Source organism: Bradyrhizobium sp. MI1.4 (genome assembly GCF_055811315.1).
Genome location: NZ_JBVVPP010000043.1, coordinates 1 through 13,960 on the forward strand (window position 1 = coordinate 1; position 13,960 = coordinate 13,960).

Here is a 13,960-nt window from a genome sequence, read left to right on the forward strand (position 1 = left end):
TACCAGCAGAGCACGCCGATCAAAGGGGTCCCTTTTGGATGCCGATAGGGGGTCCCAGTCGAACGCCGATTGACACCCTCCGCAGGGCTCGGAGCGCTGCTTCTGTTGATGGCCGTGCACATGGACCTGAGCGTGATCGCGATCATCGGCATCATCCTGCTGATCGGGATCGTCAAGAAGAACGGCATCATGATCGTCGATTTCGCGCTCGAACTCGAGCGGACGCAGGGAATGGATTCCGAGAACTCGATCTATCAGGCTTGCGTCCTCCGCTTCCGGCCGATCCTGATGACGACCATGGCGGCGCTGCTCGGCGGCGTGCCGCTGATGCTCGGAACGGGCAACGGGGCCGAAATCCGCCAGCCGCTCGGATACGCCATCGTCGGCGGGCTGCTGCTGTCGCAGTTGCTGACGCTGTTCACGACTCCGGTCGTCTATCTCTATCTCGACAGGCTGCAGCACCTCCTCGGGCGCGGATCGGCGCGGGCGCCCGAAGTCAGCCCTGCCGCGGGCCCGGCATAGCACGCTCGCAGCTTGGCCGAGTCCTTCCCGGCCGCGCGGCAGTACCCTGCTGCGAGGTCGGTCTCGTTCAGCACGACGACTTCCGCTAAACGTAAATTTAGGCAGTTAAAGCCCTGTTTAGTGGTCTGCCGATCGCCCGCGCTCCTACTGTCCCCGTGCCGGATTCAGAACATCGGAGCTGCACGATGCAGGCCACCACCGTAGCTGCCGCCACGCACCGTTTCGGACCAGACAACGATCATTTCTACGGCTACGCCTCTGTCGTCAGAAGATTCGGGATGCTCGAGCCTGAGCACGAACAGGAGCTTGCGCGGCGTTGGCAAGAGAGCGGAGACCGGCGCGCCGCCGACGCCCTGGTCACCAGTCATCTGAGGCTCGCCCACAAGATCGCCAGGAGCTACCAGGGCTACGGCCTGCCGCTGGCCGACCTCATGGCCGAGGCGAGCGTCGGGCTGGTGCTTGCGGCCTCGAAATTCCAGCCAGATCGGGGTTCGCGCTTTTCGACCTACGCGGCCTGGTGGATCAAGGCCAGCATCCACGAGTACATTCTGCGCTCCTGGTCGCTGGTCAAGATCGGAACGACGGCGGCGCAGAAGAAGCTGTTCTTCCGGCTCCGCGGAGAGATGCGCCGGCTGAAGCCCGATGCAGCGGGGCTCACGCCCGGGCTCGCGGAGCAGATAGCGGAAACGCTGGCTGTCGCCCCGAGCGAGGTCATTGAGATGGACCGCCGCTTGAACGGAGATCTGTCCCTCAACTCGCCCGTCAATCAAGAGGACGGCACCGGCGAATGGCAGGACCTGCTGCAGGACGAGAGGCCAAATGCCGAAGCTCTTCTGGCGGACTCGGAGGAAAGCACGCAACGGTCCGAGGCCGTGCACGCGGCTATCGACGTGCTCACCCCGCGGGAACGTCGCGTGTTCGTCGCGAGACGCCTGACCGAGGAGCCGCCGACGCTCGAGCAGCTCGCGCGCGAGCTCTCGATTTCGGGCGAGCGAGCGCGGCAGATCGAAACCCGCGCTTTCATGAAGGTCAAGCGAGCAGCCAGGCAGCTGTTGCGTGGCGACGGCACCTTCCCGAGCCAGGCGCGCAACCCGCCCACGCCCTTTGCTCCTTCGAGGAAAAAACGGTGGGAGGCTAAGCACTTTTCTGCGGCCGGTACAGCGCCGGATGGCGGCGAAGTTAAAAGACGTTTGTGTAGAAGTGAACGGACGGATTGAAGGTTCGCGAACAATTGCGCGCGGCGGGAGTCGTCTTAGGGGAGGAGAACGGAGCGCTGCGATGGATGAAAGGAAAAAACTCGAGCATCAGATCGCACTCGCTACCCGGACTGCCGCGTCCACAAGGGATGAAGGTACCGCAAGCAGGCTGCGGCAATTCGCAGACCAGCTCAGGCGCAGGCTATTCCCGTCCTCTTCCCGGCGCTCGCAGATCACCGCACGCGCCTATCAGCTTTGGGAGCAGGCCGGACGCCCCTCCGGACGCGACCTGGAGTTCTGGGTGCAGGCCGAGCGGGAGATCAGCCGGCCAGGCCCCGAAAGCCAGGATTAGGGTACACCGTCCTGCAGGCCCCTCCGCTGTGGGTCAGCGTCGGCGGGCGAACCACATTCCGAGCACGAACGCGACGGCGAGGGACTGCAGCGGCGCCTGGACAGTCGCCTTGCGGAGGCGATCCGCCCAAATGATGGCGGCGTCCTGCTGCGATTGCGGGCGCCTCGTTTCTGCCGGCTGCTCCCGCTCGTTCACTACCCCGGAGGCTTCCGTCATCGCCGAGGCTTCCTTGATGTCCATGCGGCTCTCCTACTCTGTCGTCAGGCGGACTTCCGCTGCGACTTGGCCGCGGGCTTCTTCGCCCCCGCCTCCTTGGCCGGCTTTTTGCCGGCGATCGGCATCAGCATCTCCTTCTGGCCGGCCGCCGCCTTCCGCGGCTTCTTGGCGGCCTTGCTCGCCTTCGCCGGCGCGGCCTCCTGACCCACGCTCCGACGCAGCGCCTCCATCAGGTTGACCACGTTGGTCGCCGCCGGCTTGTCCTTCGGCGTGATCGCCTTGCCGGCGCGCTTCTGGTTGATGAGGTCGATCAGCGCGGACTCGTAGTGGTCCTCGAACTTCTCCGGCTCGAAGCTGCCCGCTTTCTGGTTCACGATGTGCCTGGCGAGATCGAGCATGTCCTTCGTGACCTTCACATCCTGAATCTCGTCGAAATACTCCTGCTCGCTGCGCACTTCGTACGGATATCGGAGCAGCGTGCCGACAAGACCCTTGTCCATCGGCTCCAGTGCGATGATGTGTTCGCGGTTGGTCAGCACGACCCGGCCGATGGCGACCTTGTCCATTTCGCGAATGGTCTCGCGGATCACGGCGAAGGCGTCGTGCCCGACCTTGCCGTCTGGACGGATGTAGTAGGGCCTAATCAGATAGCGCGGATCGATGTCGCTGCGGGAGACGAACTCGTCGATCTCGATGGTCCGGGTCGACTCCAGCGCGATCTCCTCGAGCTCCTCCTTGGAGACCTCGATGTACTGGCCCTTCTCGAGCTCGTAGCCCTTCACGATGTCCTCGTTGGGGACCTCGTCGCCGGTGTCAGCGTCCACCTTCAGGTACTTGATACGATGGCCGGTCTGCCGGTTGAGCTGGTTGAAGGAGATCTTCTCGCTCTCCGACGTCGCCGGGTAGAGCGCCACCGGACAGGTGACTAGAGACAGCCGAAGGAAGCCTTTCCAGTTCGCGCGGGGGGCCATGATTACGCAACGCTCCAGGTAAGGGGACTTGGACTCAAGACGAACGGCGCGACACAGTTCCGACACCGCCCGAGGTGTCCACCGCAAATTGAACGATTCCCGGTAAGCGTCCCGGGCTGACACGGTGGCCCTAGGAGACCAAACTCAGGCATCCGGACCAGCCATTTCCGGGAACCGTGACCGCAAGTTTGCGGGCGTTCCGCACCTTGTGAAGGGACGCGCGGAGATGTTCTGCCCGGCCTTGCAAGGCAACTATCTTCCGCTGAGGGACAGACTCATGCGAGTGACGATGTTGTCCCAGGCGTGCTCTTCCTCTGCGGGATAGTCGATCAACACGCAATGGATCAGCCGCCCCGAGAAGTTGCAGCGGTTATACCAAACCTTGTCGCCCCTGTAGCTGGAGACCGCAAAGAACCGTGGTGTCACTCGCTTGTACTGAATGCGTGAAGGCGGATGCTTTTTGGCGAGAAAGGCCGCGGGTGAATCGTTCTCGACGTTAGGCGCCGCCTGGATCGTGATATCAGCACGCCCGTCGGCGGTTCGGAACCGCTGCCCGTAGCCGTCGGGTCGGCCAGCCTCTTCCGTAAAGATCGACGATGGAAAATCCATCGAGGTGCCGGTCTGGGGAATGGTGTACTTGGTCCATCGCACCGGCTGCGCCGAGACCGTTGCTGTCGAGACAACAAGTGCCAATGCGAGAGCGCTCATCGATTTCATCGCACTTCCCTCCGACTATCACGGAGCAAAAAGCCGGCACGTCAATTACGTTCCAGACGCCTGTTGCTGTCGACCGAAAGCGCGCGAGCTACTCGTTTTCGTCGTGGATGCCATTGGGACGAGGTCAGCCCGGTCTCGTCCGCCGCAAGACCCTGGAAGGCGACGGTGATACCTCCTCCGGTTCCTGAGTAGACTAAGCTTCGTCGAACAGCGCTCGTGGGAGCGGCCATCTGCCACTGGACATTCAGGCCGCCGCTATCTTCGCGTGAAGCTTGCATGCGAATGCTCGAGGAAGAAACGCAGCATCTCCCTGGTCGCGTCCGGCCCCCGCGGATCTGTGTAGGACCCGGCAGGACTACCTCCCGACCAGGCATGGGCGGCCCCGTGGATGCTCCAGTGCTCGGACATGTCCAAGCCACCTCCATCGGTGAGGATGGTGCGGGTATATGCGTGCCCCTCAGGTACTCGCCCGCGAAGAATCTTCGTCCTCAGGCTCGCATCTTCGCCTGGCCAACGGAGAATCCGGTCAGCATTGCTCGGATGCACCGTGGTGTCGCGATCGCCATGGAAGACGATGGTCGGCACCGACGCGCCAGCCGTCCCGATCGGTCCAGCGCTGCCCTGCCGCATAGCGGCTAGTGCGGACGGAAGGTCGCTGGCAGCCCCGCAGGCCAGGCCGGAGTGGATGCCGACGGCGGCGTATAGGTCGGGGTACGTCGCGCCCATGATGGCCGCGGCGGCCCCGCCGGCCGACAGGCCTGCGACGTAGACGCGCTTGGGATCGATAGGATGCTCCCGCATGATCTGGCGGGTGATCCCGGCGATCAGCGAAGGCTCACCGCCATCCCGCTGCTGGTCCCCCGTGCGAAACCAGTTCCAGCATTTCGCATGGTTGGCACCGCGTGGCTGCTCCGGATAGACGACGAAGCAATTCCGCTCGTCCGCCAGAAAATTCATCCGGGTGCCGGCGGCGAAATCGTCCGGTGACTGGGTGCAGCCGTGAAGCATGACGATGAGGGGACGCGGTCCTCCATCAATGCGGCTGGGGATGAACAGCTTGTAGGTCCGACTTCCCGCCGCGTTGCTGAAGGTGGCAGCGACGAACCTTGTGCCGTCCGGTGCAACATCCGCCTTGGACAGTGGCGCTCGCCTGACCGGACCTGGCAGGCTGAAACCGGAAAGGTCTTTCATGGCGCCGAGGGGCGAGGGGGCTTTGTGTCGTTTGGCAGGGGTGGCTTGTGAGGACAGCCCGCTCTCCCTCTCTTGGACAACGTTGGCCTTCAGCTCGAGTGTCGGCGGCTCAAGGCTCGCACGCTCGATAGGCGCAGCATTTCCCCTGGTCGCTACGGGGCCGCCGTCGCCGCGCAGCATTCGCTGCAGCAAGGCAGTGGCCTCGACCAGTTGGCCGGCGCGTGTGAGGCGGGTCGCTTCGCGGACCATGGCTGGATTCAGCATCGTTTCACCTTGTTCGGTCGGCGAGAGCGGCCTTGACCGCGGGAGTGGCATGCAGGGCGCCGAGCACCGAAACCGAGGCGATTGTGGCGCGTGCCAGCTCAGGCGTGACGTCTTGGTCGATGGTCGCAAGGCCCAGAACGTTAATGTGCAGCATCTCTCCGGCGCGCTGCGCTCGTTCGAGATCGACGCGGGCATAATTGCGCAGCCCCAGGTCCAGGCTTTTGCGGGCCGTTGACTGCTTGACCACGTCCGCGTGCCGCTCGAGCTGGTTGCGGATCGCGGTCCGGATGAAATCGGTGCGGTTCGAGTAGAACCCTTCCTGCACCATGAGATCGACCTGGCCGAGATCGACATAGCCTAGGTTGATCGTGATCTTCTCCGTATCCGGGGTCCGGGATCGCAATTCACGTACATTGTCAGCCATGGCATATCCGCATCCACCATCCCTGTGGATGGTAGTTGGCTGATAAATGGATGTTTGGAGCACCGTTTCAAGGCCAAGCAAGCAAGATGTTTCTCCGCCTGCTGCGCGCCTACCGATGCGATCCCGCGGGCGGGGTGGATGCCATCGGATTTTCCCTGCGGCCCGCCGGCTGAGTTCTCCGCACGCCGCTGGGCAACAGTGCGGAAAGTTGTCGGCAACCTGCTCAGCTCTTGACCCCTCCGCCGCCCGATATTGAAATCGGACTTTCAGTGATGTTGCGGGGGTGGCGTCGTGGAAGAGTTCTACAGGGGCTTCGCGCAGCGGGCGCGCGATCTCGCCGAGAAGGCAGACCCGTTCACCCGGCGGCGGCTGCTCGATCTCGCCAAGAGGTACGATCTCAAGGGCAGCGGAACGAGCTACGGACGAACACCTCCGCCCCGCGCAACTCCACCGGCGGCGCTCTTCTCGGGCGCGGGAGAGGCCTGAGGACTCAGTCCTTCTCGTCCTTCGGGCCCTGCTGAGCATCAGCTCGGCGTTTGTATTCCTCCGCGAGGCGGTGAGCCGCTCGACCGTCTCCGGATCACTGATGGATGCAGCAAGGGGCCGGCACCTCTGAGCCTTCGCGAGCAATCGAGTCTGCTCGTCTTCCATGGCGCTTCCAACCCGCTCCCCCGAGCAGTTCGCTGCCCTCCGCAGCCCCAATGCTTCAGCCGTCCTTCAGCGCGTCCTTGACGTCCCTCGCGGCCAGCTCTCGCCGGCGGGCCTCACGCGCACCTTCCCGCCACCGCCCACCAGTTCATGGGTGGCGACATCATCTTCAGCTTCGACCACGGTCAGATCGGTCTCGGGCTTCCAGTCGAGTGTCAGATCGAGGTCACCCGGGAAGACTTGCCAGCTCGAGCCGTCTTCGAGCTCCACGATGTGGCTCTCGGAATGAGAGTGGATCTTCATGAGACGCGCGCCTGACGCTTGGCCCGTCTACTTCTGGCCCGACGGCGCCTGGGCATTCGAGTTGCTCGGGTTCGTCTGTTTGTTCGCCTCATGGTGCCCGATCGCGCATCCTGCGAGGGCGCCGAGTTTGCCGTGTCCGGCCATGTGGCCCGCTACGCCTCCGACGATGGCGCCCTTGATGCAGCCCTTCGCTTCTGCGGGCGAGACCGAGGCAAGGGCGAGCAGGCACGTGGCGGCAACAATTGTTTTCATGATCGTCTCCGTTCTCCAGTAGTTCCGGACCAAGTCGCAGGACCCGGGCGCGTTCCGAGGAACCCAGAGATACCCCTCAGGCCGCGTCGAGGCCGCGTGGTGCCGAGACATGCGAGAAGGCTGCACGGCCGAGCCGACCCTGCTCCTCGCTTCCGCACTTCGGACATTTGAAAGAGATCGCGCGTTGCGCGAACGTTTCCTTTCCCGATGTAACCGCCATGGGCCAGGCTCCGCACCTCGGACATTTCACCAGTAGATCGTTCGTTTCCAGCATCGTGTCGGCTCCTCAACCTGCGCCCCGTCGCCGGCAAACCACGCGCCTGTGATGTCGTTCCTCGCCTGCCGAGCAGAATCGCCATCGGTTGAGTGAGCCGAGCGCAAGCGCGCGGGGTATTGGCTGGTCCGGGGCGCCGCTGCGCCCCGCAGCGGGGCTCGAACGGTCGGATGTGAAGCGAAAAGCCCGTGAATCGCCTGTTTTTCGGGTACCTCACGGCGACCGATCGTGGCAAACCAGATCGATGCTTCAGGACTCGACGAACCTGGCCGCGATGGCAGAGGCTTTGAGCCGGTCGGCCGACTACCGAGTGCTGCGGAGGCTCGTCCCCCGGCAGCTCTGCACGTCGCCGGCCGGCTGCGAGACCCGGACCGCCGTCCTGCTGGACACCGAGACGACCGGCCTCGACCACGCCAGAGACGAGATAATCGAGCTCGGAATGGTCAAGTTCGACTACACGTCCGATGGCCAGATCGTCGGCGTCCGCGACACGTTCTCCGCCTTCAACGAGCCGAGCGGTCCCATTTCGGCGGAGGTTACGGCGCTCACGGGGATCACTGATCGACCCAGCAGCCGTGTCCGCCTTCGTCGAGAGCGCTGCGATCACGATCGCGCATAACAGTGGTTTCGACAGGAAGTTCGTCGAGCGTTACTGGCCCGTGTTCGAGCACAAGGCCTGGGGCTGCAGCATGAGCGAGATCGACTGGCGCAAACACGGCTTCGCGGGCGCGCAGCTCGGCTGTCTGCTGAACGGCACCGGCTTCTTCCACCAGGCGCATCGTGCCGTGGACGACTGCCACGCTCTGCTCGAGGTTCTCGCGTTCGAGCTTCCGACGACGCGGGCGTCGGCGCTCGCGCTTCTGTTGGAGACCGCCCGCAAGCCAACTGTGCGGGTCTGGGCGGAGCAGACCGCATTCGAACTCAAGGATTCCCTGAAGCGCCGGGGCTACCGTTGGAATGACGGCAGCGATGGTCGTCCGAAGAGCTGGTACATCGACGTTTGTGAGACCGCCCTAGACGACGAGATCGCCTTCCTGAGGGCCCAGATCTACATGCAGGACGTCGAGCCCAGCGTGCAAAGGCTGACCGCCTTTACGCGGTTCTCCGCCCGCATCTGAAGCGGTGGTCGTGCTCCAAGCCCACCGGCTCAACGGCCGAGACGCTTCTCGACGCGCTTGCGAGAATTGCCGACCTTCTTGACCGCCTTCTTCACCGCCGATGCCGAGCGGCCGCTCTTCTTGGCCTCATACGCCACTTCATATTTCTGCCCGCCGGCCACGCGCGCCCTATCCTGTTTACGTCCACGCGCAGTCTTCTTTTTTGCTGCAGCCATCGAGTCCTCCTCTTGCGATTATGTCAGTGCAACGCCGAAAGGATTCGCAGGGTTCCTTGGCGAGGAATGGTGCCGGTTGTCGATAGCTCGCTCATGGCCGCAGATGTGGTGCATCTGCGTGATGGGAGTCCATCCGTCGAGAAGCAGACCGTCCCAAGCCACGATGCCTCCATCGCATGGGACGCCGTGCTCGCATGGAGGCCCACTGCGGACTCCATTCGATCATCCGATCGTTCAGCCCATCATGTACCCGACAGGGACGATCCAGATCGAACGTGTCCATAGGATTCATGCGGGATGCCCGGGGTCGACATCCTTCGGCGTCTTCTTTTGCCGTTGCGGCGTCATCTTCGCTGGGCTTTCCTGGCCGGGTACGCCGCGCGGACCGAGCTGTTCGCGCTGGATATCGTCTTCGGAACGCTGGGGCTCGACGCCGTTGATCGGTTCGTCAGGCATCATTCCATCCTCGCCTTGTCCTTCAGATCGCGGATCCGGATCTCCGCCTCCTCCTTCGAGGTCACGATCTCCGATTCATCGGGCACGCGCGCTATCGCGCTGAGCCTCTTGAGCTCGTCGAGTTGTTCCTTGGTGGGCTTTTCCATCTTCGAATCCCTGAGCGCTTGCACGACGGCTTCGTCGTCGAGCACATCCAGCAGCTGGTTTATGGTTTGCTCGCAATTTCTGGGGCCGGGCTCGACATGCCGGGCCAAGATGCCTTGTGCGTCTTCCAAGGCCTTCGCAACTCGCCTTTCCGGCTTCATTACCGGTACTCCACATACTCCGCAGGAAAACGCCCCTATGAACGGCGCGTTCCTTTGCTCAGGCCCTTGAACGAGCTTGCCCGCAGAAGGCCTTCGGAGGTGATGTCGCGATACTCGATGTCCGCGTAGAACTTGGGTTCGACCCAGGTGGCCTTCGGCTTCCTGATGGACTTCGTCAGCTTCTGCTTCGGGCTCACGACGGTGTCGAGCGCCTTTCGGATCTGCGCGGAAGTGGTCCGACTCCAGCCCGTGCCCACCTTGCCCATGTAGAGGAGGTTCTTGCCCTCCTTCTTGCCGAGATAGAGCGCGGCCACTCCTGAGGGGTCCTTGATGAAGCCGACCACGGGGAATTTGCCCTTCTGAACGACCTTAATCTTCTGCCAGGCCTCCACCCGGTCTGATCGATATGGTGCATCCACCCGCTTGGAGACGATGCCTTCGTAATTCAGCCTGCTGGCGGCGGCGAACAGCGCTTGGCCGTCCCCCTCGTGGTGCTCGCTATAGAGGACGGGCTCCTTGAGGTCGTGCTCCTCGATCAGCTCCTTGAGCAGCCTCTTCCGTTCGATCTGCGGCTCCTTGCGCAAATCTCTGCCGTCCAGCCAGAGCAGGTCGAACGCGAAGTAAAGCAAGCGATCCTGATCGCCTCTGCCGAGGTCCGCCTGTAGCTCTGAGAAGTTCGTGCGCCCATCATGGATGACGACGATCTCGCCGTCGACGATGGCCTGTCCTTCGATGTCGAAGGCGCCGGCGATCCTCGAGAACTTGTTGATCCAGTGGTAGCCGTTGCGCGTGTAGGCCCGGCGATCGTCTCCGTCGATCCTGAGCTGGATGCGGTAGCCGTCGTATTTGATTTCGTGAATCCATCGAGATCCTGAAGGAGCCTCCATCTTCAGGGTCGCCAACTGGGTCCGATGAACCCCGGCATGGTAGGAACCTCCGGCGCTTCGGCCCGAGGTGCCTTTGTACGCTTTGCCACGCTACTCAACTCACAAAAAACCGCCGCCGGGTCGGGGCCGACGGCGGGCAGTCTACCTATCTCAATCGATGAGTCTCGCAACTTCGAAGGCGGCGAGAAGTTCCAGCGACCGCACTATTCGCAAGGTTTCGGCATTTGCGCCAGGCCCGACGGGCGCCGATGGGCGCTCCGGTCGTCTCAGCCCATCGAACTCTCGGCGAGAGCCGGCGTTTACTGACATCATGTCAGACGCATTCGACTATTTTCGCGCCTACGCCTTCCGGGCTCTCTGCAAAGCGAGATCCATGCCGCGGGGCAAGATGAAGCATCTGCAACTGGTGGCCGGCCGGATCTACAATCTCCTCAAGAAGGAGGCTGCCTACGGCCCCAATGTCGAGCATCTTGAGGACTTTCGCGCAGCCCAGAAGCTCGAGGCCTCTCTCGATCGCCGTCCCAGTGACCGCTCCGGCGGTCGCCTTGCTCCGGCGGCGCCGCAAAGCTCGGACCGGGAGGCTGGCTGAATGCCTTCGCTCGACGCGCGCGGTGTGGCAAGTCTTCTGCGAGAGTACGCGCAGCGCACCGCCTTGCGGGGCGGCAATCCCTACCGGGCGAAAGCCTTCTCTCGGGCCGCCGACAGCCTGGCGGCCCTGGCCGTTCCTCTGGACGTGCTCGTCGCCGAAGATCGGCTTACTGAGATCCCGGGTGTCGGCGATGCCATCGCCGGCATCATCACCAAGGTTCACAAGACGGGCAGTCATCCCAGCCTCGAAAAGCTGCGGAAAGAGATTCCCGCGGGCGTGCTCGAGATGCTCGCTGTACCCGGCCTTCGTCCGGAGAAGGTACTGCGCCTGTACAAGGATCTCGGCATCGGCTCGCTCTCCGAGTTGGAGGCTGCCGCCAAGGATGACCGCATCAAAAAGGCGAAAGAACTCGGCGCCGCGCTGCAGACCAAGATCCTGCAGAACCTCGCGATCGCCAAAAGCGGAGAAGGCCGCCTCCACCTGCACCGCGCCGCCGCGTTGCTCGCGCATGCGAAGGACTCGATCCGCAAGTCCCGCCCCGAACTAAAGCGTGTGACGATCGCCGGCGATTTCCGCCGCGGCTGCGAACTCGTCGGCGATCTCGCGATCGTTGCGGAGGCAGCCAAGCCGGACAAGACATCGACACCATCGGCCGACGGGCTGCAAATCCGAGTATCCGACCGCAAGCACTTCGGCGCCGCCCTTCTCTTCGCCACCGGCTCCGCCGGCCACATCGAGCAGCTTCAAGCCTTGGCCGCCGAGAAGGGTCTGCGGTTAGATGCCGACGGCTTGCACAAGGGCCGCACGCTGATAGCCGGCGAAGAGGCTGAGATCTACCGCGCCCTCGGTCTGCCCTTCATCGACCCTGAGCTCCGGGAGGGGCGCGGCGAGATCGAGGCGGCTCTGAAAGGCAAGCTCCCGAAGCTCGTCACCGACCAGGACCTGCGCGGCATCCTTCACTGCCACACCGATGCCTCCGACGGCACGGAGACGCTGGAGATCATGGCTAAGGCCACGCGCCAGCGGGGCTTCGAGTATTTCGGCGTGGCGGACCATTCCAAGTCCGCTCACTATGCCGGCGGCCTCTCCGTTGAGGAGATCGCGCAGCAGCACCGGGAAGCCGATCGACTGAACAAGCGCTTCGGCAAGGGCTGCCGGATCCTCAAGGGTATCGAGTCCGACATCCTGGCGGACGGGTCGCTCGACTACGACGACGACGTTCTGGAGCGCTTCGATTTCGTGGTCGCCAGCATCCATGGGCGCTTCAAGCTGGACCGCAAGGCGCAGACGCAGCGCCTGCTTCGCGCTATTTCCAATCCTTATACGACCATCATCGGCCACATGACCGGTCGCCAGCTTCAGCGCCGGCCCGGTTACGAGATCGATATCGACAAGGTGCTGCGGGCCTGCTCCAAGCATGACGTCGTCGTCGAGATCAATGCCCATCCATGGCGGCTCGACCTGGACTGGCGCTGGCACCAGGCGGCGCTCGAGTTCGGCTGCATGATGAGCATCAATCCGGATGCGCACTCGATCCCCGAACTCGACCACATGCACTGGGGCGTCCTGATGGCCCGCAAGGGCGGTGTCCCTGCCGACCGGGTCCTGAACGCGATGGCCCTTCCGGAGATCACGCGCTACCTCCGCCAGAAGCGGCGCTCGTTCGCCCGGGCGGCCTGATGCAGCAGGCGTACGCGCTCTCCTTGGAGGGCACCGTGGTTGCGGTCGCCGCCGATCGCGGTCACCACTTCAGCAAGCGCGCTCAGGCTCGGATCGTGCTGGTGGAAAGCCATGGCGTCGAAGGCGACGCCCACGCCGGCGCGTTCGTCAAGCACCGGTATCTCGCCCGCCGGCAGCCGCGCCTACCCAATCTCCGGCAGGTGCACCTCATCCCGGCCGAGCTCTTTGCATCGCTTTCGGATGTCGGCTTCCAGGTCGCAGCGGGGACCTGGCATGGACCTCGCGCGGTTGCCGCTCGGACCCTCATCGAGCTTGGACGCACGGCGATCGTGGAATTGACGGGCCTCCGGACGCCCTGTGTCCTCATCGACCGCTTCCCGGCAGGCTTGAAACGGCGGGTGCTCTCGTCCGCGGAAACGGGCCCTCCATTCAAATGCGGGGTGCTGGGCGTGGTCAGGGCAGCGGAGCGGTCGCGGCTGGCGATGGCGCGCGGGCTCGGCTCCCGTCCTCCCCAATTCGCGCCTTGCCGGCTTTGTAAGCCAAATCGAAACGCGTTGGGTCCTTGGGAGGCCATAAAAAGACGAAGACGGAACGCGTGGGCTAGGAGACTATCGCCAGTCCGGGACTAAGCCGCAACGGGAAGATCATCAGCCACTCCTATGTCGAGATCGCGAAAGCACTTGAGGGAGTGAAGGCGGACGCCGTGATCAATGGGGAGCTCGTCGCGATGGGAAGGAGGGGTATCCCATTTCCAGTTGCTTCAAAACGCCTGCGCCACCAGGCTAAGCTTTTGTAATGCGCATTCGACTTCATGTTCGCAAACGGCGAGGGACTGCGTGCGCTGCCGCTGCTCGAGCGCAAGAAGCGGCTCAACGCCATTCTTCCGCGCCACAAGCTGATCGCATTCAGCAACCACCGCAAGGCGGCGGGCACAAAGTTCTTCGCAGAAGCCGAGCCGAGACATGTCGAAGGCATCAGGGCGAAGCGCTCCGATAGCCCGTACGCGTCCAGACGCCGGATCGCCGACTGGGCTGAAGGTGAAGACCGCGCAGCGGCAGGAGGTAGTGATCGCCGGCTTCACGATGCCAAGGCGAACCCGGCCCTTCCGCGCGCGTGCGCGACATTCGTGACGCATTGATTTCCGTGAGCATCTTCCGGATGATCACCGTGAAAGGACATTGCAAATGTCTGAGCCCGTAACTCTACGGGAGCGGGAAGTGCTGTTGCGGAGCGCTTAGCGTTCCAAGCCCATCGGTGCTGCTTCGCAGTCGCGGTGCAGCAATTAATCGTACTTCATTACGATGAATCCGCTTGCGACTAACTTCGCACATGGTTCTCGTCCTTCGTGCTTGACGCGAATGTTCTGCTGCACATAAAAGC

At 63.3% G+C, this 13,960-nt stretch carries 17 protein-coding genes and 3 pseudogenes; 8 read left to right on the top strand and 12 right to left on the bottom strand.

Features of this window, described 5'->3' with window-relative positions; all coding sequences use genetic code 11:
• Nucleotides 1-75: 75 nt before the first annotated feature.
• The 3 genes and pseudogenes from AC0L23_RS30510 to AC0L23_RS30520 all read left to right on the top strand — a co-directional run.
• Nucleotides 76-522: pseudogene (locus AC0L23_RS30510) on the top strand (efflux RND transporter permease subunit); the annotation flags it as partial.
• Nucleotides 523-707: 185 nt separating this feature from the next.
• Entirely contained in the window at nucleotides 708-1,739 is a 1,032-nt protein-coding gene (locus AC0L23_RS30515) for an RNA polymerase factor sigma-32 (RefSeq protein WP_473357673.1), read from the top strand.
• A 61-nt stretch (nucleotides 1,740-1,800) separates the two neighbouring features.
• The gene (locus AC0L23_RS30520; RefSeq protein WP_473357674.1) at nucleotides 1,801-2,070 is read left to right on the top strand and encodes a DUF2934 domain-containing protein; all 270 of its coding nucleotides are present in this window, start codon (nucleotides 1,801-1,803) and stop codon (nucleotides 2,068-2,070) included.
• Between the two features lie 33 nt (nucleotides 2,071-2,103).
• Here the strand turns inward: AC0L23_RS30520 and AC0L23_RS30525 are convergent, their stop codons facing one another.
• From AC0L23_RS30525 to AC0L23_RS30545, 5 genes are all read right to left on the bottom strand, one after another.
• Entirely contained in the window at nucleotides 2,104-2,310 is a 207-nt protein-coding gene (locus AC0L23_RS30525; RefSeq protein WP_473357676.1) for a hypothetical protein, read from the bottom strand.
• Nucleotides 2,311-2,330: 20 nt separating this feature from the next.
• Nucleotides 2,331-3,257 carry a non-homologous end joining protein Ku gene (gene ku, locus AC0L23_RS30530; RefSeq protein ID WP_473357677.1) on the bottom strand — a complete coding sequence of 309 codons (927 nt, stop codon included), beginning with the start codon at nucleotides 3,255-3,257 and terminating at the stop codon, nucleotides 2,331-2,333.
• A gap of 252 nt (nucleotides 3,258-3,509) precedes the next feature.
• Nucleotides 3,510-3,974 (bottom strand): hypothetical protein, encoded by a 465-nt coding sequence (locus tag AC0L23_RS30535; protein ID WP_473357679.1) that lies wholly within the window; start codon nucleotides 3,972-3,974, stop codon nucleotides 3,510-3,512.
• A gap of 255 nt (nucleotides 3,975-4,229) precedes the next feature.
• Complete coding sequence (locus tag AC0L23_RS30540) at nucleotides 4,230-5,429, bottom strand: extracellular catalytic domain type 1 short-chain-length polyhydroxyalkanoate depolymerase (RefSeq protein ID WP_473357680.1); 1,200 nt, start codon at nucleotides 5,427-5,429, stop codon at nucleotides 4,230-4,232.
• Between the two features lie 4 nt (nucleotides 5,430-5,433).
• Entirely contained in the window at nucleotides 5,434-5,853 is a 420-nt protein-coding gene (locus AC0L23_RS30545; protein ID WP_473350217.1) for a CopG family transcriptional regulator, read from the bottom strand.
• A gap of 291 nt (nucleotides 5,854-6,144) precedes the next feature.
• On the opposite strand from AC0L23_RS30545, the gene AC0L23_RS30550 reads away from it, so the two are divergent.
• A complete protein-coding gene (locus AC0L23_RS30550; protein WP_473357681.1) occupies nucleotides 6,145-6,339 on the top strand; it encodes a hypothetical protein in 195 nt (64 codons plus the stop codon).
• Nucleotides 6,340-6,570: 231 nt separating this feature from the next.
• Here the strand turns inward: AC0L23_RS30550 and AC0L23_RS30555 are convergent, their stop codons facing one another.
• Both AC0L23_RS30555 and AC0L23_RS30560 read right to left on the bottom strand, forming a co-directional pair.
• Nucleotides 6,571-6,804: a hypothetical protein gene (locus AC0L23_RS30555; RefSeq protein ID WP_473357682.1), complete on the bottom strand. Its 234-nt coding sequence runs from the start codon at nucleotides 6,802-6,804 to the stop codon at nucleotides 6,571-6,573.
• 27 nt (nucleotides 6,805-6,831) lie between these two features.
• The gene (locus AC0L23_RS30560; RefSeq protein WP_473357683.1) at nucleotides 6,832-7,056 is read right to left on the bottom strand and encodes a hypothetical protein; all 225 of its coding nucleotides are present in this window, start codon (nucleotides 7,054-7,056) and stop codon (nucleotides 6,832-6,834) included.
• Nucleotides 7,057-7,574: 518 nt separating this feature from the next.
• Between AC0L23_RS30560 and AC0L23_RS30565 the strand changes: the two are divergent.
• A pseudogene (locus AC0L23_RS30565) lies at nucleotides 7,575-8,448 on the top strand (3'-5' exonuclease).
• Between the two features lie 29 nt (nucleotides 8,449-8,477).
• On the opposite strand, the gene AC0L23_RS30570 reads toward AC0L23_RS30565, so the two are convergent.
• From AC0L23_RS30570 to ligD, 4 genes are all read right to left on the bottom strand, one after another.
• Nucleotides 8,478-8,663: a DUF3606 domain-containing protein gene (locus AC0L23_RS30570; protein ID WP_473350196.1), complete on the bottom strand. Its 186-nt coding sequence runs from the start codon at nucleotides 8,661-8,663 to the stop codon at nucleotides 8,478-8,480.
• A 288-nt stretch (nucleotides 8,664-8,951) separates the two neighbouring features.
• Entirely contained in the window at nucleotides 8,952-9,119 is a 168-nt protein-coding gene (locus tag AC0L23_RS30575) for a hypothetical protein (protein ID WP_473357718.1), read from the bottom strand.
• On the bottom strand, nucleotides 9,119-9,424 hold the full coding sequence (locus tag AC0L23_RS30580) for a hypothetical protein (RefSeq protein WP_473350194.1): 306 nt from the start codon (nucleotides 9,422-9,424) through the stop codon (nucleotides 9,119-9,121). The genes AC0L23_RS30575 and AC0L23_RS30580 overlap by 1 nt, the downstream gene beginning before the upstream one ends.
• A 35-nt stretch (nucleotides 9,425-9,459) precedes the next feature.
• Nucleotides 9,460-10,311 carry a non-homologous end-joining DNA ligase gene (ligD, locus tag AC0L23_RS30585; RefSeq protein ID WP_473357684.1) on the bottom strand — a complete coding sequence of 284 codons (852 nt, stop codon included), beginning with the start codon at nucleotides 10,309-10,311 and terminating at the stop codon, nucleotides 9,460-9,462.
• Between the two features lie 310 nt (nucleotides 10,312-10,621).
• Here ligD and AC0L23_RS30590 point away from each other — a divergent pair, with 310 nt between their 5' ends.
• The gene (locus AC0L23_RS30590) at nucleotides 10,622-10,900 is read left to right on the top strand and encodes a hypothetical protein (RefSeq protein WP_473350193.1); all 279 of its coding nucleotides are present in this window, start codon (nucleotides 10,622-10,624) and stop codon (nucleotides 10,898-10,900) included.
• Complete coding sequence (locus AC0L23_RS30595) at nucleotides 10,901-12,580, top strand: PHP domain-containing protein (protein WP_473357686.1); 1,680 nt, start codon at nucleotides 10,901-10,903, stop codon at nucleotides 12,578-12,580.
• On the opposite strand, the gene AC0L23_RS30600 is transcribed toward AC0L23_RS30595, so the two are convergent.
• Complete coding sequence (locus tag AC0L23_RS30600) at nucleotides 12,538-12,735, bottom strand: hypothetical protein (protein ID WP_473357687.1); 198 nt, start codon at nucleotides 12,733-12,735, stop codon at nucleotides 12,538-12,540. The genes AC0L23_RS30595 and AC0L23_RS30600 overlap by 43 nt on opposite strands.
• A gap of 473 nt (nucleotides 12,736-13,208) precedes the next feature.
• On the opposite strand from AC0L23_RS30600, the pseudogene AC0L23_RS30605 reads away from it, so the two are divergent.
• A pseudogene (locus tag AC0L23_RS30605) lies at nucleotides 13,209-13,686 on the top strand (ATP-dependent DNA ligase); the annotation flags it as partial.
• Between the last annotated feature and the right edge of the window lie 274 nt (nucleotides 13,687-13,960).